Annotated in this window: 15 protein-coding genes and 3 pseudogenes; 15 read left to right on the top strand and 3 right to left on the bottom strand. The window is 42.3% G+C overall.

Going from position 1 to position 20,659, the window contains the following annotated elements; translation table 11 throughout:
* Positions 1-5: 5 nt before the first annotated feature.
* From AC3E6G_RS04655 to AC3E6G_RS04640, 4 genes and pseudogenes are all read left to right on the top strand, one after another.
* The gene (locus AC3E6G_RS04655; protein WP_490700551.1) at positions 6-965 is read left to right on the top strand and encodes a CPBP family intramembrane glutamic endopeptidase; all 960 of its coding nucleotides are present in this window, start codon (positions 6-8) and stop codon (positions 963-965) included.
* 224 nt (positions 966-1,189) lie between these two features.
* A pseudogene (gene tnpA, locus AC3E6G_RS04650) lies at positions 1,190-1,654 on the top strand (IS200/IS605 family transposase).
* Positions 1,655-2,030: 376 nt separating this feature from the next.
* Positions 2,031-4,370 (top strand): annotated as a pseudogene (locus AC3E6G_RS04645) (Cna B-type domain-containing protein); the annotation flags it as partial.
* A 39-nt stretch (positions 4,371-4,409) separates the two neighbouring features.
* The gene (locus tag AC3E6G_RS04640; RefSeq protein WP_490700687.1) at positions 4,410-5,405 is read left to right on the top strand and encodes a Spy0128 family protein; all 996 of its coding nucleotides are present in this window, start codon (positions 4,410-4,412) and stop codon (positions 5,403-5,405) included.
* A 98-nt stretch (positions 5,406-5,503) separates the two neighbouring features.
* Here the strand turns inward: AC3E6G_RS04640 and AC3E6G_RS04635 are convergent.
* Positions 5,504-6,771 (bottom strand): annotated as a pseudogene (locus tag AC3E6G_RS04635) (transposase).
* 268 nt (positions 6,772-7,039) lie between these two features.
* On the opposite strand from AC3E6G_RS04635, the gene uvrC reads away from it, so the two are divergent.
* From uvrC to ldcB, 11 genes are all read left to right on the top strand, one after another.
* Complete coding sequence (uvrC, locus tag AC3E6G_RS04630; protein ID WP_414280698.1) at positions 7,040-8,875, top strand: excinuclease ABC subunit UvrC; 1,836 nt, start codon at positions 7,040-7,042, stop codon at positions 8,873-8,875.
* A gap of 10 nt (positions 8,876-8,885) precedes the next feature.
* Positions 8,886-9,734 carry a metallophosphoesterase family protein gene (locus tag AC3E6G_RS04625; protein WP_048689076.1) on the top strand — a complete coding sequence of 283 codons (849 nt, stop codon included), beginning with the start codon at positions 8,886-8,888 and terminating at the stop codon, positions 9,732-9,734.
* An 11-nt stretch (positions 9,735-9,745) separates the two neighbouring features.
* On the top strand, positions 9,746-11,377 hold the full coding sequence (locus tag AC3E6G_RS04620; RefSeq protein WP_490700550.1) for a hypothetical protein: 1,632 nt from the start codon (positions 9,746-9,748) through the stop codon (positions 11,375-11,377).
* 125 nt (positions 11,378-11,502) lie between these two features.
* The gene (locus AC3E6G_RS04615; RefSeq protein ID WP_048788949.1) at positions 11,503-12,108 is read left to right on the top strand and encodes a nitroreductase family protein; all 606 of its coding nucleotides are present in this window, start codon (positions 11,503-11,505) and stop codon (positions 12,106-12,108) included.
* Between the two features lie 136 nt (positions 12,109-12,244).
* On the top strand, positions 12,245-13,651 hold the full coding sequence (gene pepV, locus AC3E6G_RS04610) for a dipeptidase PepV (RefSeq protein WP_285338038.1): 1,407 nt from the start codon (positions 12,245-12,247) through the stop codon (positions 13,649-13,651).
* A 52-nt stretch (positions 13,652-13,703) separates the two neighbouring features.
* Entirely contained in the window at positions 13,704-14,306 is a 603-nt protein-coding gene (locus tag AC3E6G_RS04605) for a uracil-DNA glycosylase family protein (protein WP_048689061.1), read from the top strand.
* Between the two features lie 23 nt (positions 14,307-14,329).
* Complete coding sequence (locus tag AC3E6G_RS04600) at positions 14,330-14,821, top strand: prolyl-tRNA synthetase associated domain-containing protein (protein WP_048689058.1); 492 nt, start codon at positions 14,330-14,332, stop codon at positions 14,819-14,821.
* A gap of 21 nt (positions 14,822-14,842) precedes the next feature.
* Positions 14,843-15,124 (top strand): rhodanese-like domain-containing protein, encoded by a 282-nt coding sequence (locus tag AC3E6G_RS04595; protein WP_048689056.1) that lies wholly within the window; start codon positions 14,843-14,845, stop codon positions 15,122-15,124.
* 98 nt (positions 15,125-15,222) lie between these two features.
* On the top strand, positions 15,223-16,581 hold the full coding sequence (locus AC3E6G_RS04590; RefSeq protein ID WP_490700549.1) for a DUF6574 domain-containing protein: 1,359 nt from the start codon (positions 15,223-15,225) through the stop codon (positions 16,579-16,581).
* Positions 16,582-16,646: 65 nt separating this feature from the next.
* Positions 16,647-18,407, top strand: coding sequence for a TcaA second domain-containing protein (locus tag AC3E6G_RS04585; RefSeq protein WP_236128115.1), 1,761 nt, complete (start codon positions 16,647-16,649; stop codon positions 18,405-18,407).
* Between the two features lie 7 nt (positions 18,408-18,414).
* A complete protein-coding gene (gene ldcB, locus AC3E6G_RS04580; RefSeq protein WP_399553791.1) occupies positions 18,415-19,191 on the top strand; it encodes an LD-carboxypeptidase LdcB/DacB in 777 nt (258 codons plus the stop codon).
* A gap of 101 nt (positions 19,192-19,292) precedes the next feature.
* Here the strand turns inward: ldcB and AC3E6G_RS04575 are convergent, their stop codons facing one another.
* Positions 19,293-19,535: a type B 50S ribosomal protein L31 gene (locus AC3E6G_RS04575; RefSeq protein ID WP_003016441.1), complete on the bottom strand. Its 243-nt coding sequence runs from the start codon at positions 19,533-19,535 to the stop codon at positions 19,293-19,295.
* Between the two features lie 222 nt (positions 19,536-19,757).
* The gene (locus AC3E6G_RS04570) at positions 19,758-20,597 is read right to left on the bottom strand and encodes a hypothetical protein (RefSeq protein WP_490700548.1); all 840 of its coding nucleotides are present in this window, start codon (positions 20,595-20,597) and stop codon (positions 19,758-19,760) included.
* Positions 20,598-20,659 lie beyond the last annotated feature (62 nt).

The following is a 20,659-nucleotide window of genomic DNA, read 5'->3' as shown; positions in this document are numbered from 1 at the left end:
AATGGATGAAACAGTTCAATCGATTTATAGATCCCAAAAAGGATTTGGGAAGCTTTTCAGGGATGGTTTGCCTCTATCTCTTGGTCATGGTCTTTGTCAGCATCATTTCGACCTTTGCCGTTACCCTCTTTATGTTTGGACGGTATGGATTGGAGATGGCAGAGAAGCAGGAGTATGTAGAAAAAATCATCAATGGAAATGGGATTAGCTACTTGATATCTGTCAGTATAGGTGTCCTCCTATTTGCCCTTTATCGGCAAGGATCACTCTTTAAAGGAGATGTGAGACAAAAGGGACGTAAGATGACCTGGCAGACTTTCTTAGTGTTCATTGCCTTCTTGGGGTTTGCCCAATTGGCTTCTAGTGCCTTATCGCAGCTCTTAGACCACATGATGGAAACCTTAGGCTTTTTCAAGCCTCAAGAGGACATGTCTGAGCAACTCAGCCAATCTTGGAGTCTCTTGCTCTATGCGACCCTGATCGGTCCCATCACGGAGGAATTGGTATTCCGGGCCGCTGGACTGAGAGCCTTAGAAAAGTATGGAAAAGTCTTTGCAATCGTCATGACAGCCTTGGCTTTTGGAATGTTCCATGCCAATTTTGATCAGTTGTTTTTTGCGACGATTATCGGCTTTGGCTTTGGCTACTTGACCTTCGAGTATTCGATCTGGTGGGCCATTTTCTACCATATCTTTAACAACCTGGTCCTCTCTCAAGGGCTTCATTACCTCGGTACGCATGTCAATATGAATGTGGCCGAGTGGGTTCAAATTCTAGTCTTTTTAGGTGGAACCATCGCCTTTACCATCGTCTTGATTTTAAATAGAAAAGCTATTTTTCACTACATACAAGAAAACCGACCAGCACCAGGCGTCTTCCAAAGAAGCTTGTATTCCTTCTGGTTCTGGGTCTTGGTCCTTGGGACAACTCTTATGTCCTTACTTCCTTACCTAAGAGGCTATTAATATCAAAGAGGGATCGTAATGTACTGCACCCCAAAAGTTAAATTTTTCTGTCTAACTTTTGGGGTGCGGTTTATTTATGTGACTTTCAGTCCGTCTCGCTCCGTTAGGTGCGATACAAAAGAACCACCCGCTATGCGGGTGTGCATCGAAGGTTATACCAAAAAAACTCCAAACGCGATACAATAAAGGTGTTCAAGCCAATTGTAAAGCGAAAGGAGAAAAATGTGGTCCAAAAAGTACATAGTTTATCACACACAAAATGGATGTGTAAATATCATATTGTGTTCACCCCTAAGTATAGACGAAAAGTGATCTATAATCAATATAGAAGTAGTTTGGGAGATATATTCCATCGATTATGTAGTTATAAAGGTGTTGAGATTATTGAAGGCCATTTAATGCCAGATTATGTTCATATGTTAGTGAACATTCCACCTAGAATTAGCGTTGCAAGTTTCATGGGATATTTAAAAGGTAAAAGTGCTCTAATGATGTTCGATAAACACGCCAATCTGAAATATAAGTTTAGAAATTGACATTTTTGGGCAGAGGGATATTATGTGAGTACGGTTGGACATAATGAAGCCACAATAAAGAAATACATTCAGGAACAAGAGCACAAAGACATTGCTTTAGATAAGTTGAGTGTAAAAGAATATGAAGATTCCTTTAGGGATAGTGGCAAGTAGTACGTATGCCTCTTCGAGAGACTTGTGACGAGTCAAATGCAATAAGGCTTGAACAAAGTGAAAGCCAGCTTCTTTAGGCGCTGGCTGGTAATTTGGGCTTATAGCCATGGTACAAACCACCCGTTTGACGGGTGGTCATGATTTGTTTGTTATATTGTAAACAAATGAATTTTTTATTAAAGTGTTAATTGCAAGTGATGAAACTAGGATTTAAGAGAGTTTTCAAAGAGTGCATTTTCATGATTTTAGTAAAAGAGAGGACAGTTCTATATTCTATAGCATTTTTTATGGATAAATATTAATAGATTTTAGTTGCTTAATTTCAGAAAACTGTTATTATTAGATTAGAAAAAATAGAAATTATGGAGGTTTTTTTATGAACAAAAGAGTTCAAAGAAGTGCCATTACATTCATTCTATCCATAGTAGCAATGATTGCAATGGTATTATTGGGTGGTAAGACAACTGCTCAGGAAGCAGGAGGGAGTGAACTGAGTTTAGATAACGTCACAGTTACTTCTTTTAAGATTATTGATGTAGCAAATGGAAATAGAGAGATTGAATATAAAAAACAGAGTGATGCTCAGTATGAAGAGTATAAGAGTAATCCTAGTATTTTTAGTAACTCATTAACTGAGAATCAACAAAATAGTAGTATTAAGTTGCAATCATCTATTTCTTATCAATCAAAAGAGGCTTTAAAAGAGGGAGATACACTAGTTATTCCTGCCACTATAGATGCTGCTAGATCTAGTTTCGCATCAAAACCGTTTTTCGATGGAGAGAATCATGAACTTGGAACATGGGAATATAAAGACGGAAATATTGTGATTCATTTTGCTGGTGAGTATCTTAAAAATAACAAGGTGACTAAGTTTACCGCTTCATTTGAAACAGGTTTAATTAAACTTTATCTTACTGATGGACCCAGAACTACAAAACTAGGAGAAAGATTCGCAGATTCTGGGACAATTGGCAAAGAAAAGTTTGTAGTTGGGCGAGAAAAAGTATATATAGTTGCAGAAAAACTTCCGGATACTAGCTCATTCATTGCAAAAGTTGTATCATCAGCCAATGACTCAAGTGTTTTATGGCAATTCAATCTTGTTTCGGATTATACTAGAAAAACAACCAACGGTGGTAGCAAACCATTCTTTTCTCCTCATATGTTACAAAATAACGGAGAGTACTCTCCGAAAGCTTTGACCGATATTTATATAGAAGATACACTGACAGATGTTGTTGAGAAACCAACAAATATTGTTCCTTACGTTTGGATTTCAGGGCTTGATGATGATGGGAATGTCATTTCTGACGCTTCTGTTGTTCGATATGTTCCTGAGAATTTAAAGAGGATTGAACAAGGAAATAGAAGTAAAGAAGAAGTAAAAAACTCTTTAAAAAAAGGAGAATATTCTTTCTATGACAATCATGATGGTAGTTATACCTTAATGCTTAAATGGTGGGATATGAATGACCCTAATGGAATTAAATATGATGATATTCCCGCAGTTAAGCAGGCTGGTGGAGCAGGTAATTTCTTAAAAGCTCAAACCCCTGAAGTGTTTGGTCAATTAAAACCTGAAACAATCGAGAAGATTAATACTTTGTATAGCGGAAAGTCAATTCAAAATTTATTTCTGAAATTTAATACAAAATTTGCAACTGTAAGAGAAAAAACTGAAGTGCCTAATACTGCTACTGTTCAAACAAAGCAGTATGGAATCGAAGAAAAGAAAGCAACAGCCGTGCTAACTCCTGCTTCTGGAGTAGCGGATGCTCCGGCAGATCCACTATCCATTAAACTTCTTAAAACTGATGTGAAAACAGGTAAATTTTTATCGGAAGGATTTAAGTTTGAACTACAATCGAGTGTTGATAATGGGACTACTTGGAATAAGGTTGAACTAAATCAAGGAATGATTGTAAAAGGAAATCTTAATGCCGATAATACAGTAACACCTAACGAAGAAGGTGCTGTTGAAGTAAATAGTCTAATCAATGGAACAAGCTATCGATTTGTTGAAAAAGCACATGCAGATAGATATAAAGACGTGACTGAGGATAACGCAAATCCAAATACAGCCAAGAATCCTACTGCTGCAAATTCTAGAGTGGTTAAATTAAGTGTTCAAGATTCTGGTAAAGTAGTTGTAATGTACAACGAACAAAAACCTGAAACGATTTCTGTTGAAGGAACAAAAACTTGGGACGATGCAGATAACCAAGATGGCAAACGTCCAGCACAAATTACTGTTAATTTATTGAAGAACGGTCAAAAAGTAGATTCTAAAACTGTAACAGAAGCAGACGGTTGGAAATGGACTTTCGACAACTTAGATAAATACGAAAATGATGCTGAAATTACTTATACAGTAGAAGAAGAAACTGTAGAAGGATATACAGCAACAGTTAATGGTTACAATATTACAAACACACATACTCCAGGAAAAACAAATGTTCAAGTAACTAAGAAATGGGATGACGCTGATGATAAAGACGGCAAACGTCCAACTAGCGTTACAATCACACTTTACGCAGACGGTGAGAAGACTGATAAAACACTTGTATTAAATAAAGAAAACAATTGGACTGGAAACTTCACGGAATTAGACGAATACAAAGCAGGACAGAAAATTGAATACTCAATTAAAGAAGAACCTGCTGGAAACGGATATGTAAGTGAAATTTCAGGAAATGTAACAGAAGGATTTGTAGTAACAAATACTAGAACACCAGATCCTGAAGTTCCAGTTATACCAGCTGAAGCAGTCATCAAAGCAACTAAGGAATTAGTAGGTAAAGAACTTACTAAGGAACAATTTGAATTTGAATTGAGCGAAGGCGGAAATGTTATTGCAACATCATCAAACGGTAAAGAAGTTGAAGGTGTTGAAGTAGCTACAAATGAAGTAGCCTTCAAACTTTCATACACTGAACCAGGTGAGCATGAATATGTGATTACAGAGAAAGCTGGTTCTGAAGAAGGTGTTACTTATTCTGAAGAAAGCTACACTGTACATGTTTCAGTAGTTGATAATGGTGAAGGTAAGCTTGTTGCAACTGTTCAAGAAGCAGACTCTCCACGTAAGTTTACAAATACTTATGTAACTACAACTACAACAACTACTACAACAACCACAACTACAACAACAGAGGAACCTACAACAACCACAACTACAACAACAGAGGAACCTACAACAACCACAACTACAACAACAGAGGAACCTACAACCACAACTACAACAACAGAGGAACCTACAACAACCACAACTACAACAACAGAGGAACCTACAACCACAACTACAACAACAGAGGAACCTACAACCACAACTACAACAACAGAGGAACCTACAACAACCACAACTACAACAACAGAGGAACCTACAACAACCACAACTACAACAACAGAGGAACCTACAACCACAACTACAACTCCGGAACCAACTACAACCACGACTACAACTCCAGAACCAACCACAACCACAACACCTCCGGTAAATCCAGATAACCATGGTGAAGGTGATGGTGAAACTACGACAACTCCAGAGAAAACAACTCCAGAGAAAACAACTCCAGAGAAAACAACTCCAACACCAGGAAACCCTGGAGGTAACGGGGATGGTAACGGTGGCGGACGTAAAGTCCTTCTTCCAAGTACAGGTGAAGTTGCAGCAACTGGATTAATCCTTTCAGGAGCAATTGTTCTTTCAGGAGCAGTGTTGTTGAAACGTAAAATTTCAAATAACTAATATATAACTAACTATAGTGTATTAGCACATTTGATTTAACAAGAAGGTCTCAAGAATATAATTCGGCTCTTTGTCAACTGTAGTGGGTTGATGAAAAGTTATAATCTGGAGAGGACCAAATTGGTTCTCTCCTTTTTGATGTTCAAAGCGATGAGGATTCTAGTTTTAAAGTTTTCAAAGTTCCGGAAGCCCAAAGCATTTCGCTTGATGACTTTAATGAGGTTATTAGTAGCTTCTAGTTTTGCGTTTGAATGGGGCAGTTCCAGTGCGTTCATGATCTTGTCCTTATCTTTCAAAAAGGTCTTAAAAACAGTTAGAAAGATAGGATTTACACATGAAATCGCTTCTTCAATAAGATCAAAGAAATGGTCAGTTTGCTTCTCTTGAGAATGAAACAGTAAGAGTTGATAGAGGTCATAGTGCTGTCTAAGTTCTTGAGAGTATGCAAGGAGCTTTTCTAAAACCTCTTTATTAGTCAAGTGTGACCGAAAAGTTGGGCGATAAAAACGTTTATCGCTGAGTTTACGGCTCTCCTGTTGAATGAGTTTCCAGTAACGTTTCAATGCCTTATATGCGTGTGATTTCCGATCAAACTGATTCATGACTTGGATGCGAAGACGATTCATGGCTCGACTGAGATGTTGGAGTGAAACAGTCTGGGGGACTGTTTCAGCCTGAGCCTAGAAATTTGAAAGCGAAGTTTTCTAGCAATATCATATTAAGGGCTAAACATATCCATGGTAATGACTTTCACTCGACTTCTCACCTGACTAGAATAACGAAGGAAATGATTGCGAATAGTCACTTGAGTTCGCCCATCCAGGATAACTACGATCTTTCTGGAATCAAAATCCTGTGCAATGAAACTCATCTTACCTTTCTTGAAGCTGTATTCATCCCAAGACATGTGAGTTGGAAGGAAAGATAAATCTGTCTTGAATTTGAATTCTTTCAATTTACGAATGACTGTCGAAGTAGATACAGATAGACTTTCTGCGATAGCCGTCATAGGGACTTTCTCGATTAATTTTTGAGTGATTTTCTGGTTAACGATGGTAGCGATTTGGTGATTCTTTTTGACTAAGGAAGTCTCTGCGACAGCTATTTTCCCGCAGACTTTACAACGGAAACGGCGTTTTCTCAATCGAATGAGTGTCTTATAGCCTGCACACTCTAGATAGGGAATTTTAGATTCTTTCTGGAAGTCATATTTAGTCATTTGCCCTAGGCAGTGATGACACTTAGGAGCAGGATAATCTAGATTAGAGATAATTTCCTTATGTGTTTCAGAATCTAGATAATCCAAGATTATGATGTTCTTATCTTTAATTCCAAGTAAGTTTGTGATAAAATTTAATTGTTCCATAAGAATCTTTATAATGATGGTTTGGTCACTTTTCATTATAGGTCTTATGGGACTTTTTTTCTATAACAAAATAAACTCCATAATTCCTATGGTGGTTTTACCCACTACAGAAATTATAGAGCCTAAGATTTTATAAGAAAATGAAGAAAACAATTTCTATTTGGAGCGGTCATTTTTCAGATCTTATTTCGTTAAAAATCAATTAATTTAGTAGATTATAGAGAGGTTGGCTAAGTGCTAGACCTCCCTTTTTGCTATAATAGAGAGTATGAATAACTTGATTAAATCCAAGCTCGAGCTCTTGCCGACGAGTCCGGGCTGTTACATTCACAAAGATAAGAACGGTACCATCATCTATGTGGGGAAGGCCAAGAATCTTCGCAATCGGGTGAGGTCCTATTTTAGAGGGAGCCACGATACCAAGACCGAAGCCCTGGTATCTGAGATTGTGGATTTTGAGTTTATCGTTACCGAGTCCAATATTGAGGCCTTGCTTCTTGAGATCAACCTCATCAAGGAGAACAAGCCCAAGTACAATATCATGCTCAAGGATGACAAGTCCTATCCCTTCATCAAGATTACCAATGAGCGCTATCCGCGCCTCATCATCACGCGCCAGGTCAAAAAGGATGGTGGTCTCTATTTCGGTCCCTATCCAGATGTGGGAGCAGCCAATGAGATCAAACGGCTTTTGGATCGGATTTTCCCATTCCGTAAGTGTACCAATCCGCCTTCCAAGGTCTGTTTTTACTACCATTTAGGGCAATGCATGGCTCACACAGTCTGCCACAAGGACGAGGCCTATTTCAAGGGCATGGCTCAGGAGGTTTCTGATTTCCTCAAGGGGCAGGATGACAAGATTATCGATGAGCTCAAGCTCAAGATGACTACCGCTGCGCAAAACATGGAATTTGAGCGGGCGGCTGAGTACCGCGATCTGATCCAGGCCATCGGGACCCTGCGGACCAAACAGCGGGTCATGGCCAAGGATTTGCAGAACCGGGATGTCTTTGGCTACTATGTGGACAAGGGCTGGATGTGTGTGCAGGTCTTCTTTGTCCGTCAGGGCAAGCTGATCGAGCGCGATGTCAATCTCTTCCCTTACTACAATGATCCAGACGAGGATTTCTTGACCTATGTGGGGCAGTTTTACCAGGAGAAATCCCATCTGATCCCCAATGAAATCCTGATCCCTCAAGACATCGATGAGGAAGCGGTCAAGGCCTTAGTAGATACCAAGGTCCTCAAGCCCCAGCGTGGGGAGAAGAAGCAGTTGGTCAATCTGGCCATAAAGAATGCGCGTGTCAGTCTGGAGCAGAAGTTTAATCTCCTTGAAAAATCCATGGAGAAGACCCAAGGTGCTATTGAAAATCTTGGAAAACTCTTGCAAATCCCAACTCCTGTGCGCATTGAGTCTTTTGACAACTCCAACATCATGGGGACCAGTCCGGTCTCAGCCATGGTGGTCTTTGTCAATGGGAAGCCAAGCAAAAAGGACTATCGTAAGTACAAGATTAAGACTGTCGTGGGTCCAGATGACTATGCCAGCATGCGGGAGGTCATCCGCAGACGCTATAGCCGGGTTATGCGGGATGGCCTGACGCCACCAGATCTGATCGTCATCGATGGGGGTCAGGGCCAGGTTAATATCGCTAAGCAAGTCATCCAAGAAGAGTTGGGGCTGGATATTCCCATTGCAGGTCTGCAAAAGAATGACAAGCACCAAACGCATGAATTGCTTTTCGGTGATCCTCTCCAAGTCATCGAACTCTCTCGAACCTCGCAGGAATTTTTCCTCCTGCAACGGATCCAGGATGAAGTCCACCGTTTCGCCATCACCTTCCACCGCCAGCTCCGGTCCAAGAATTCCTTTTCTTCTCAGCTGGACGGCATCGAAGGTTTAGGACCAAAACGCAAGCAGTTACTGATGAAGCACTTCAAGTCACTGACCAAGATCAAGGAAGCTACTGTGGATGAGATCGTCACGGTTGGTATCCCACGAGCAGTCGCGGAGGCAGTGCAAGCCAAGCTCCATCAAGGTCAGCAAGCAGAAGCAAGTCCCTTGATGGAAGTGGCGGAGAATTCTGAACAATACCAATCATAAGGAGTTTATAATGAACCATCGAATCGCTATTTTATCTGATATACACGGAGATACGACAGCCCTGGAGGCAGTGATTGCAGATGCGCGTGCTCTAGGTGCGACAGAATACTGGCTTTTAGGGGATATTTTGCTACCGGGACCTGGAAGAGAGGACCTTTTTGAATTGCTGGATGCGATTCCGATTACAGCAGCTGTTCGTGGAAATTGGGACGATTGTATCCTAGAGGCTTTGGATGGCGAGTACGGGCTTGAGGATCCGCAGGAGATCCAGCTTCTCCGACTTACTCAGTACCTCATGGAAGGCCTGGATCCTAAACGGATCGATTGGCTTCGATCCCTTCCTTTGGTAGAGAAGAAGGAGGTCAATGGTATTCGCTTTTCACTGACCCACAACTTGCTAGAAAAGAATTACGGTGGAGACTTGCGTCCAGCTAATGCGACGGAGAACTTTGACCAATTGCTCGATGACCATACGGATATGGCGATCTACGGTCATGTTCACAAGCAGTTGCTTCGCTATGGCAGTCAGGGCCAGCAGATCCTCAATCCCGGGACTATTGGCATGCCTTATTTTGACTGGGAACCAATTCAAAACCACAGAGCTCAGTATGCTCTGATCGATGTCGAAGAAGATGGGGTGACCAACCTGCAATTCCGGAAGGTGGCGTATGACTATGAAGCAGAGCTCCAAGATGCCAAGGACAAGGGCCTTCCATTTATTGAGATGTACGAAGAGTTGAGACGCGAGGATAACTATCGGGGCCATAACATCGAGCTTCTAACTTCCTTGATTGAACAACACGACTATCTAAAGGAGGCTAATGCTTTCCTTCAGTCTATAAAAACGCATAAGGGGTAAGTAATAAAGAAATGGGATTAACTGTTGATCAGCATAGAGAGCTTGTGGTAAATGATATCCGACAAGCCCTTCAACATGTTTTTGGTGAGCATTTCGAAATTGTAGACATAGAAACGACGGCCCGGAGTGCTTATGGTCCAACTTTTATTCTTGAGGTTCATCTTGAAGAGTATAAGACAGCAATAAATATGTTGGTTGAAGGTAACGATGTATCACTCCTCTGGGGGCCTGAAAGATTTGGGATGGAGTTTTTGTATGATCGAGATCGTTTTCGAGCTAGCTTTGGAAAGATCAAAGCTTATCTGGATCAACCTGGCCTTATGTTTTCTGAAGCACTGACTCCTGATAATCTCTTAAAAAAGTATTTCCTCCTTAAAAGAATGATAGAATCTACCTTTGAGGGAATAGCAAAAATAGACTTTTGGAGAAGACCCTTCGAAAAGAATGAACCCTTTAGGGTTGTCTTTACTTGTTTGTTGCCTCATTATCCAACTTTTTTTAGCTTTGAGATAGCGGGTCAGCAGTTTGTCCTTGAAGAGATAGACCCAGCAATGTCTGGGATAGAAAGACAAGACTTCCCATTTCCTCAACCTATTGATCTAACTGTTTCCAACATGACTTCTTTCTTGGATTGGTTTAAAGATAGTCTAGAAGGGAATACTTCCACTGATACGATTTCTGCTTTAACACTCCCCCTTGATTCTGCTACCATTGAAGAGAAAGTTTCCCAAGTACAAGAGATAATCCGATCGACGTTTACAAAGGACGTTTCCTTTATGGAAACGAAAAAACTGACCGAGGATCAGACTGTTTATGGCGTTGATTTTTCAGTTCGATCTGAATATTATGATGCGAGATTTTCAATTAGCTTGGTTGGACGACACTTTGCTCTTCATGTTATGAAGCCAGATAAACTAGAAAAGAAAGACAATTGGATGATCAATGGCTTTCCTTATCTGCTGACGGAAGAAAACCTTAGCAAAGTCATCAGGGAAGCGGAAGCCTATTTTGCTAGACAGGTAGAACCAGTTGAAGCGAAAGTAGGATCAACTGAAAGTAATAGTGAAGTAAAACCAAGCACCCAAGCTCTGATAGAAGTAGACCAAGCCAAGGACAAAGAAGAATTGCTCAAAAAAGAGTATTTAGGATTAAGAAAACTATGGAAAGTCCAATTCCTGATTTTCTGTCTTTTGATAATCGCCGTCTTCGCCCTAGAAGTGTATATGGGGGGAGCTGGTTATAAGGCCTTTAAGGTAAAAATTAGGTATAGTTGGGTTTCTGTCCATAGTTTCTCATTTCTCTTTCTGACCTTGTATGCATTGTTGACCCTCTTCCCGACTCAAAAGAGAGTCTATGAGCTCTTACATCAAAACCCTAGTTGGAAATCTCTTTCGACCAAGGAAGTTCGGCTACCTAAGAAGGAAACTGGCTGGACCTCTCTAGTGATCCTGATTTTGTTTCTTCTGGGGACTCTTGATTTCCTCAGTCGCAAGCCAGAACCAAAGGTTGAAAATCCGTTGAACTATCAAGAAATCAACAATACCAATGAGGAAGAAGGAAATTCTCACTACGATGATATCATCAACAAAATCCAAGAATCTAGTGGCCACTTCTTTGAAAAAGAAAGTCCTGCGTCGGAATAATCTGAGTCCATAGAAGGGCGGGTAGCCTAGTTGAAAAGGAAACAGGGTCCTCAATGAAAAAACTCTGCAAGCTCTTTCATTTTGTGTTAAAATAGAAGTAATAGAATTAGAAAAGGAAGTTGACTATGAAATTCCTAGAACTCAACAAAAAACGTCATGCGATCAAGCATTTCACAGACCAACCGGTCGATCCAAAGGATGTGCGGACAGCTATTGAAATTGCGACCTTGGCACCAAGTGCGCACAATAGCCAACCATGGAAATTCGTGGTCGTTCGTCAGAAAAATGCGGAATTGGCTAAACTAGCCTATGGTGGGAACTATGACCAAGTCATGGAAGCACCTGTGACCATCGCTCTCTTTACGGATACCGATTTGCAACGTCGGGCTCGGAAGATTGCTCGTGTCGGTGGGGTCCAGAACTTCACAGAGGAGCAGTTGCAATACTTCATGCAAAACCTACCTGCAGAATATGCTCGCTACAATGAACAACAGATTAGCGATTACTTGGCATTGAATGCTGGATTGGTCGCAATGAACCTGGTATTGGCCCTTACGGACCAAGGAATCGGCTCAAACATCATCCTTGGCTTTGACAAATCAAAAGTCAACGAAGTCTTGGAAATCGAAGAGCGTTTCCGTCCAGAACTCTTGATCACGGTTGGTTACGCAGCGGAGAAGGTAGAACCTAGCTACCGCTTGCCAGTAGACGAAATCATCGAAAAACGCTAATAACAACAGAAAGAACCGGATGGTCCTCGTTTCGTACGATACAAGTCCGGTTTTCTAGAATCCTTTGGCAGGCTATTGGATAGTCACTGATGGAATTCTGGGATATTTAATTTAAATCGAAATTACGGAGGAATGCATGACAACAATTGACTTTAAAGCAGAAGTAGAAAAACGCCGCGAAGAAATGATGGCTGACCTTTTCAGCCTCTTGGAAATCAACTCAGAACGGGATGACAGCCAGGCGGATGCGACTCACCCTTACGGACCTGGACCAGTCAAAGCTCTTGAGAAATTCTTGGAAATTGCTAAGCGTGATGGCTACGAAACAACCAATGTGGACAACTATGCTGGACACTTCACCTTTGGACAAGGGGAAGAAGAGCTCGGGATCTTTGCCCACATGGACGTGGTGCCTGCAGGTAGTGGCTGGAATACAGACCCTTACAAACCTGAAATTATTGATGGCAAGCTTTATGCGCGTGGTTCATCAGATGACAAGGGGCCTACAGTAGCTTGTTACTACGGTTTGAAAATCATCAAGGATCTGGGATTGCCAGTTTCTAAGCGCGTGCGCTTCGTTGTCGGTACAGATGAAGAATCTGGCTGGGGCGATATGGACTACTATTTCAAACATGTCGGTCTTCCTGATCCAGACTTTGGCTTCTCTCCAGATGCCGAATTCCCAATCATCAACGGGGAAAAAGGAAACATCACTGAGTACCTTCACTTTGGTAGTCAAAATACAGGTCAAGCGCATCTTCATAGCTTCACCGGTGGCCTTCGTGAAAATATGGTACCAGAATCAGCGACAGCAGTCGTTTCTGGCCAATTACCAGATATAGCTGGTCTCTTGGAGGCCTTTGCCAATGAACACCAACTTCGTTATGAGGTGGCAACAGAGGAAGACGGTAAATTTAAAGTCACCATTATCGGGAAATCTGCCCACGGCTCTACTCCAGAAGCTGGAATCAATGGAGCAACTTACTTGGCTCTCTTCTTGAACCAATTTGACTTCGGTGGAGATGCCAAAGCTTACTTGCAGGTGTCAGCTTCTCTTCTTCATGAAGACTTTGCTGGTGAGAAACTTGGCATTGCCCATGTGGATGAAAAGATGGGGGCTCTCAGCATGAATGCGGGTGTCTTCAACTTCGACGAAAACAGCTCAGATAACACTATTGCCTTGAACATTCGTTACCCTAAAGGAACAGATCCAGAAACCATCAAAGCTGGACTTGAAAAAGTAGAAGGAGTGGCGTCCGTTAGTTTGTCTGCTCACGGCCACACCCCTCACTATGTTCCAATGGAAGATGAATTGGTCTCAACGCTTTTGCGTGTCTATGAAAAACAAACCGGACTGAAAGGTCATGAGCAAGTAATCGGTGGCGGAACCTTTGGTCGTCTATTGAAACGTGGGGTTGCTTTCGGTGCTATGTTCCCAGACTATGTGAACACCATGCACCAAGCCAATGAATTTGCGGATGTAGAAGATCTCTACCGTGCAGCTGCAATCTACGCAGAAGCCATCTACGAACTCATCAAATAAGACGCTACTCAGTCGGCACTTGCTGGCTGAGTTTTTGCTTAGAGGAGGAGAAATGGAGCAACTGGAGCGGATCAAAGAGGCCATCATGGCCGATCCACAAAACAAAGACTATACGGATAAAGGGATCGAGCCCCTATTTGCGGCGCCAAAGACTGCTCGGATCAATATTATTGGTCAGGCTCCTGGTCTCAAGACCCAAGAAGCAGGCCTCTATTGGAAGGACAAGAGTGGAGACCGTCTAAGGGAGTGGTTAGGAGTCGATGAAGAAACCTTCTATCATTCGGGTCTATTTGCGGTCATTCCCATGGACTTTTATTTTCCAGGGCATGGTAAGTCAGGGGACCTGCCACCTCGCAAGGGCTTTGCGGAAAAGTGGCACCCTCAACTCCTCAAGGAGTGTCCAGATATTGACTTGACTCTCTTGATCGGCCAGTACGCCCAAGCTTACTATCTCCATGAGAAGGTCAGTGGCAAGGTGACAGAGCGGGTGCGTCGGTACAAGGACTATCTGCCAGATTATTTCCCTCTGGTCCACCCTTCGCCCCGCAACCAGATCTGGATGGCCAAGAATCCCTGGTTTGAGGCAGAAGTGGTGCCAGCTCTCCAGGCTAGAGTCCAGCAGATTTTAAGAGAGTACAAAAAGAATAATGAGTGATAACCACAATAGGAGGTATTGCCATGAATGCATATCAAAAAGTCAAAGCCAAATTGGACGAACTCGGGATTGAATTTGATGTGGTGGAACACCCACCTGCCTTCACGACTGAGCAGGCCGATTCCTATATTGAAGGTCTAGAAGGGGTCCGGACCAAGTCCATGTTTTTGACCAACAAGAAGAAAACCCAGTACTATCTGCTCATCATGGATGACCAGAAACCCTTGGATATGGAGGATTTCAAAGAGCAAGTGGGAGCCAATCGGATCCGTATGGCTTCAGCTGAATCTCTGGCAGAAAAAATGCAGTTACCAGCTGGGACAGTATCTCCCTTTGGCTTGTTAAATAATGCAGAAAAAGATATTCTCGTCTATTTTGATCAGGCCATTGTGTCGGAGGAAATCATGACCTTCCATCCGAACACGAATGAAAAGACGGTTTTTATCAAAACCCAAGACCTGTTCCACTTTTTAGAATCCATTGACTTTAACTATGAAATACTAACCTTGCCATAGTGGCATCAAAAAGGAGAAATCATGAAAGAAATTCCATTTAATGACTTTGTAGCAAAGTACCAGGCAGGAGAAATCCAAGTCCTCGATGTCCGTGAGCAGGAGGAATATGATGCCCTCCATCTGGATGGAGTGACCTTACTTCCCTTATCAGTGTTGGCAGAACGCTATTCAGAGCTGAACAAAGACCAAGCCTATTATGTCATCTGCAAGTCTGGTCGACGCTCGGCCCGTGCCTGCCAATTTTTGGCAGAAGAGGGCTATGACGTGACCAACGTCCAAGGTGGCATGGATGCATTTGACTAGTTGGGAGATCGCAGCTTGTGGATTCCGGTAGAACATTGAATTCTAGTGGAAATTTTTATATAATATATCTGTATTTTGTTTTATAAGGAGATTATTTTATGATCAAACAGGATTGGCTTGATTACTTTGAAGCTGTGAACGGTCGTTCAGCAACTGAAACTGAGATTGCTCAAGCATTGGCTGCGGGTGAGTTCCAAGAAGAACAAGCAGCGCAAGAGGCTTCACAATTTGTAGGGGCTCCAGTATCTCCAGAGCAAGCAAACGCTGGCTTTGTTGCTGCCCCAGAAGCACCAGCTCCAGAAGTACCACAATTCGCTGCTGCCCCAGAAGCACCAGTGCAAGAGGCACCACAATTTGCTGCTGCCCCAGAAGCACCAGCTCCAGAAGTACCACAATTCGCTACTGCCCCAGAAGCGCCACTACAAGAAGCACCACAGTTCAATGCTGCACCAGAAGCGCCAGTTCAAGAGGCGCCACAATTTAGTGCTGCCCCAGAAGCGCCAGTGCAAGAAGCACCACAATTCGCTGCTGCCCCAGAAGCACCAGTGCAAGAAGCGCCACAATTTGCTGCTGCCCCAGAAGCACCAGTGCAAGAAGCGCCACAATATACTGCTGCGCCTGAAGCACCAGTACAAGAAGCGCCACAGTTCAATGCTGCGCCAGAAGCGCCAGCCTTTGGTGCTCAACCAAATGGCTTCCAACAAGCGCCTCAACAACAGCCGCAACCAGGATTTGGTCAACCAGCTCCAGGTCAAGCTCCAGGTCAAGGATTCCAACAAGCACCTTATCCAGGTCAACCTCAACCAGGTCAAGCCTATTATGCACAACCAAGTCAATTTGGTATAGCTGTTGGTGGTTATTGGAATTGGTTCCTTTCAGCCTTGAAACGTCCATCAGCAGAGTATAATACAAAAGCTCTCAATGGAATTTTGCAATATGTCTTGACAGCATTTGTCTTGACCTTGGCAACTTTTTTCACAGCTATTGGTTTTACAGGCGGATATGGAATGGACTTCCGTGCCTTTATGTTAACATTGATTTCAATGTTCTTTACTATTTATGCTTTCCAAGTAACAGGATTCTTTGTCCGTCGCGTGGTTCTTCAAGACAAGGAATATAGTTATGGTCGCTCATTTGAAGAGTTTGGACGCTTATCCGTCTACAATTTACCACTTGCTCTGCTTGCTTTCTTAACAGGACTTATTAAAGTTTATGAATTTTATGGATTAGTAAACTACCTCATTTTCTTATTATTCTTTGTTGGGACTTGCTATGTAGTTCACATAGGTTTGAACAAATCAAGCTTAAAAGCTGACAGATTTTTGCTTTTGGTGGCATCATCTATAATCGTTTTTCTCATTGCAATCTTTGTCCTTTATGTGAATGCTCGTATTTTAGAACAAGTAGCTGCAGGTTTTATTCCAAATACTCCAAGTTTCTCAAACTTTAGATTCTAGATATACCATGAAATGGAAGGTGGGAGATCCACTTTCCCTATTTTATAGTGAGGGAGAAAAGATTCATGCAAAAGAAATGGGTAGAATTATTTGAAAAAGTAATCGGTCGTAAACCGACTGCTGAAGAATTTATTGCAGGAAGAGAGACTGGCTTTGATTTTAAGGCAATCAAATCGATTGCAGGAGTGGCGATTGATCAGGTACCAACGGAACCTACAGGACTAGGAAACCAGGAACCGGTAGAAGAGGTTGTAAATCCTCTCCAACAGGCTTGGGAAGAGCGCTTCGTTACTCTTTATGGACGATCACCAGTTTCTGAAGAGATTGAAGCTGCACGAAGTCAGAATTTTGAAATCGTTGAAGTACCTGCTCCTTCAGTTGAGTTGGAAGAGGACAATCAAACAACACATGTCTTGGCCCCAGTGACAAGCTCATCAGAGGAACCAGAAATCCTGCCCCAGCCAGTTGAAACAATAGTGACAGGAAATGCACTCGAACAAGAGGACTCTGTTAAGAAAGGCAAGAAAAAGGATAAGAAAAAGAAAGTCTTTCTCTTTAGTCTACTTGCTTTATTGGTCTTGATTTTGTCTGGTCTAGGTTATTACTTCTCGTCAACAACCGGCCCACAGGTTACAGTAGATAAATTGGTTACGGCTATTGAACATAAGGATTATCGAGAAGTAGCTAGCATTCTTTCTAGTGAAAAGGATAAGTGGACCAAGGAAGAAGCTCAAAGCTTACTAGACTATATGACTTCTCAGAAGATCGATGTCATTTACGAATTAGATCATATCGCCCAGTCTTCGAAAACAGGTATTGTCAAGGATAAAAAACAGAATCTGCTGATTGGAATTGAGAAAGCGAATAAGAAATTTGGTATTTTTCAAGAATACCGCATTACGACTTATCCACTTGAAGTCACAGCAACTACGAATCTAGATGATGCCAAGCTTAAGACCAGCGAAAAAGAGTCGACAGTGCTCAAGAAGAACCAAACGACCAAGCTTGGAAAAGTTCACTTTGCTTCACGAGACATGCAACTAGATGGGAAGACCGAAGTTGGAAAAATCTCTAGTGGTGTGAAGTTAGATCCGGCTCAAGCCTCTAAAAATAAGCTGAACTTGACTTTTAATTCGGAGAAACGTCTTCTTGAGGTTGAATTCCCAGAAGAAGTCAGCAATCCAACGGATATCAAGGTTGCAGTTAATGGTAAGGAAGTCGGCACAAGCACCTTATTTGAAGTTGATGTAGTGGCCCATCAAGAAATAGAAGTTCACGCTGTCTTTAACTTGAATGGTGAGAGCTATACAACTGAAAAGTCAAAAGTCACTATTGGAGAAACTTCAGATGATGATGAAGTCATCACTTTGAAACTTTCTAAAGATGTGATTAAACGATTGAAAGATGCTGAGACAGCACGTAAAGCTAAGGAAGAAGAAGCTAAGAAGGCTGAAGAGAAAAAGACCTCTGTAACCTCCTTCCTTCAAGACTACCGCACAGATGTCTTCTCATCTGTCTCAAGTAGATCCAACACCTACTCCAAGTACTATGACACTTCAAGTGACGCCTACAAGGAAATGGTGGAGTGGACAACAGGTGGAGGAGTCAAGAAGGCTGAAATCGACTACTATACACCAGGTGTTTTCAACGTTCTCAGCGTTACCGAAGAGAACGGAATGATAATCGTGAAAACCCATGAAGAATATACTGTACACTATGTGACCAGCCGAAAAGATAGCCAGAGTAGCAAGGACAAGACCTATACTCTAAAACCAGTAGGGGATACTTACGTGATTACGGCTATTACGGTCACAGCTGGCAATTAGGAGATTAATGATGAAATTAAGCATGAAAAAATTGACGCTTGCAGGTCTTCTCATATTGAGTCTGGGAGCTTGTGGTCAACAGAACGATTCAAAGAACTCGGTACAAAATGAGCCTGCTTCCAGTAAGCAAGTCGAGCAGTCATCCACTAGAAAAGAAAGAAGATCATCTGAAGCAAGTTCGTCTGATGATAGCGACAAGTCAACGAAGAAGGCTGGCGAAGTCACAGTAGACAAAGGTGTTTCCTTCAATGGTTCTTATTACAGTGTCCAAGGGAAGTCTGGAGATATCGTCATCGCCAACAAGCACTACCCCCTAGCTGCAGACTACAATCCAGGTGAGGATCCAACAGCTGTTGCGGCCTTGCACGAGTTGATCGCAGCCATGCAGGCAGAAGGCTATGCTATCAGCGATCAATACAGTGGTTTCCGCAGTTATGAGACTCAGGTTGATCTCTACCAAAGCTATGTCAATAAAGACGGAGTAGCTGCAGCAGATCGCTACTCAGCTCGTCCTGGCTATAGTGAGCACCAGACAGGTCTAGCGTTTGACCTCATCGATACTAGTGGCAATCTGGTCCAAGAACCAGGCGCAAGCAAATGGTTGCTTAAGAATGCTGCCAAGTATGGCTTTATCGTCCGCTATCAAGAAGGAAAAGAAGCAAGCACAGGCTACATGCCGGAAAGCTGGCACCTTCGCTATATCGGAGAAGATGCAAAAGACGTCGCAGCTTCAGGAAAAAGCCTAGAAGAATACTTTAACTTTACCGGTGGCGACTACGAATAATAAGAAAACCGCTCTTTCAGGAAGCCTGAAGGAGCGGTATTTTTGTGCTGACAAGGACAAGAAAAAACCACTGCCAAATGGAAGTGGTTTTGATTGGTTTCTTATTTGAGACCGTATTTTTTGTTGAAACGATCCACACGTCCATCTGCTTGAGTGAACTTTTGACGTCCAGTGTAGAATGGGTGTGAGTCTGATGAAATTTCAACACGGATCAATGGGTAAGTTTCACCTTCGAATTCAACAGTCTCGCTAGAGTACTTAGTTGAACCACTAAGGAACTTATAACCAGTAGTAGTGTCCATGAAGACAACAGGGCGATATTCTGGATGGATATCTTTTTTCATTTTGCAATAATTCCTTTCTGCCATGGTCTCTTTCCGAGCCATAGATTGTTACTTAGCTAGTGTATCAAAAACAAGAGAGTTTGGCAAGGATTTTTACCAATTTTTTTCGCATTTTATAAAGAAAAAAAGTGGGAGAAGCTCATCCGATCAGACAAGCTTTTCCCACTCTGGCTAACAGTCCTAGAAAGGAAATGTTAGCCATGCAAGATTAATAGAAATCTTTTATTCTTGACCAGGTTCAGTAGTTGACTGTTCTGGTTGTTGAGGTTGTTGTGGTTGCCAAGGTTGTTGAGGCGCTTGTTGGAAACCTTGTTGAGGTTGTTGAGGTGCTTGTTGGAAACCTGGTTGCGGTTGTTGAGGCGCTTGTTGGAAACCAGGTTGAGGCTGTTGAGGTGCTTGTTGGAAACCTGGTTGCGGTTGTTGAGGCGCTTGTTGGAAACCTTGTTGAGGTTGTTGAGGCGCTTGTTGGAAACCAGGTTGAGGCTGTTGAGGTGCTTGTTGGAACCCTTGTCCTGGAGCAGGCTGTCCAAAACCTTGTTGCGGTTGTTGCCATTGTTGTTGTCCAGGTTGACCTGGTTGTTGTGGTGATTGGACAGATGAGGCAACAGATTGGGCAAATCCTCTACCTGTTGATGCAAGTTCTTGGAATGTTCCTTTAGTGATTTTACCACCAGACATGGCAAGGAGTCCTCTGACAATGGTAGCGATACTTGCAAGTACAGCACTAATCAAGCCAAATCCTATAGAAACACCATAGTCACCAAAGTTGACTGCATATTGTCCTACGTTAATGATATTAACGAGAGTTATGATTAATTCGAGGGCGCCGATAACGATAACACCGATGGAAAAATTCTTGTTCATCGGCGAATTAATGTTTGGGAGGCAAGCTAGAACGATTGCTCCAATAGATAGGACAATGATAAACCATCCATCTCCACCTTGTGTTCCACTAATACTGTAACTTCCGAATGTTCCGGCATTCAGTGAAGCCCATGGCAAAAAGCTAGAGATAATAGCAAGAGCTGCTGGGAGAATGATAGAAATACGATGCTTATGCATAAAAGGTCTCCTTTTTTTGTGATTATTATAACATAAATAAGCTCAAACTGGAATGGAGTTTG

It is taken from the genome of Streptococcus sp. SCPM-O-B-23252 (M501), assembly GCF_058200355.1.
Note: the sequence above shows the minus strand (reverse complement) of the source record. Positions and strands in the feature narration are given on the sequence as shown.

Coding starts and splice junctions, on each gene's coding strand:
- AC3E6G_RS04655 (WP_490700551.1), top strand. CDS start 6: ATGAAACAGTTCAATCGATTTATAGATCCCAAAAAGGATTTGGGAAGC.
- pepV (WP_285338038.1), top strand. CDS start 12,245: ATGACAACAATTGACTTTAAAGCAGAAGTAGAAAAACGCCGCGAAGAA.
- AC3E6G_RS04615 (WP_048788949.1), top strand. CDS start 11,503: ATGAAATTCCTAGAACTCAACAAAAAACGTCATGCGATCAAGCATTTC.
- AC3E6G_RS04575 (WP_003016441.1), bottom strand. CDS start 19,535: ATGAAAAAAGATATCCATCCAGAATATCGCCCTGTTGTCTTCATGGAC.
- AC3E6G_RS04605 (WP_048689061.1), top strand. CDS start 13,704: ATGGAGCAACTGGAGCGGATCAAAGAGGCCATCATGGCCGATCCACAA.
- AC3E6G_RS04570 (WP_490700548.1), bottom strand. CDS start 20,597: ATGCATAAGCATCGTATTTCTATCATTCTCCCAGCAGCTCTTGCTATT.
- uvrC (WP_414280698.1), top strand. CDS start 7,040: ATGAATAACTTGATTAAATCCAAGCTCGAGCTCTTGCCGACGAGTCCG.
- AC3E6G_RS04585 (WP_236128115.1), top strand. CDS start 16,647: ATGCAAAAGAAATGGGTAGAATTATTTGAAAAAGTAATCGGTCGTAAA.
- AC3E6G_RS04590 (WP_490700549.1), top strand. CDS start 15,223: ATGATCAAACAGGATTGGCTTGATTACTTTGAAGCTGTGAACGGTCGT.
- AC3E6G_RS04625 (WP_048689076.1), top strand. CDS start 8,886: ATGAACCATCGAATCGCTATTTTATCTGATATACACGGAGATACGACA.
- ldcB (WP_399553791.1), top strand. CDS start 18,415: ATGATGAAATTAAGCATGAAAAAATTGACGCTTGCAGGTCTTCTCATA.
- AC3E6G_RS04620 (WP_490700550.1), top strand. CDS start 9,746: ATGGGATTAACTGTTGATCAGCATAGAGAGCTTGTGGTAAATGATATC.
- AC3E6G_RS04600 (WP_048689058.1), top strand. CDS start 14,330: ATGAATGCATATCAAAAAGTCAAAGCCAAATTGGACGAACTCGGGATT.
- AC3E6G_RS04595 (WP_048689056.1), top strand. CDS start 14,843: ATGAAAGAAATTCCATTTAATGACTTTGTAGCAAAGTACCAGGCAGGA.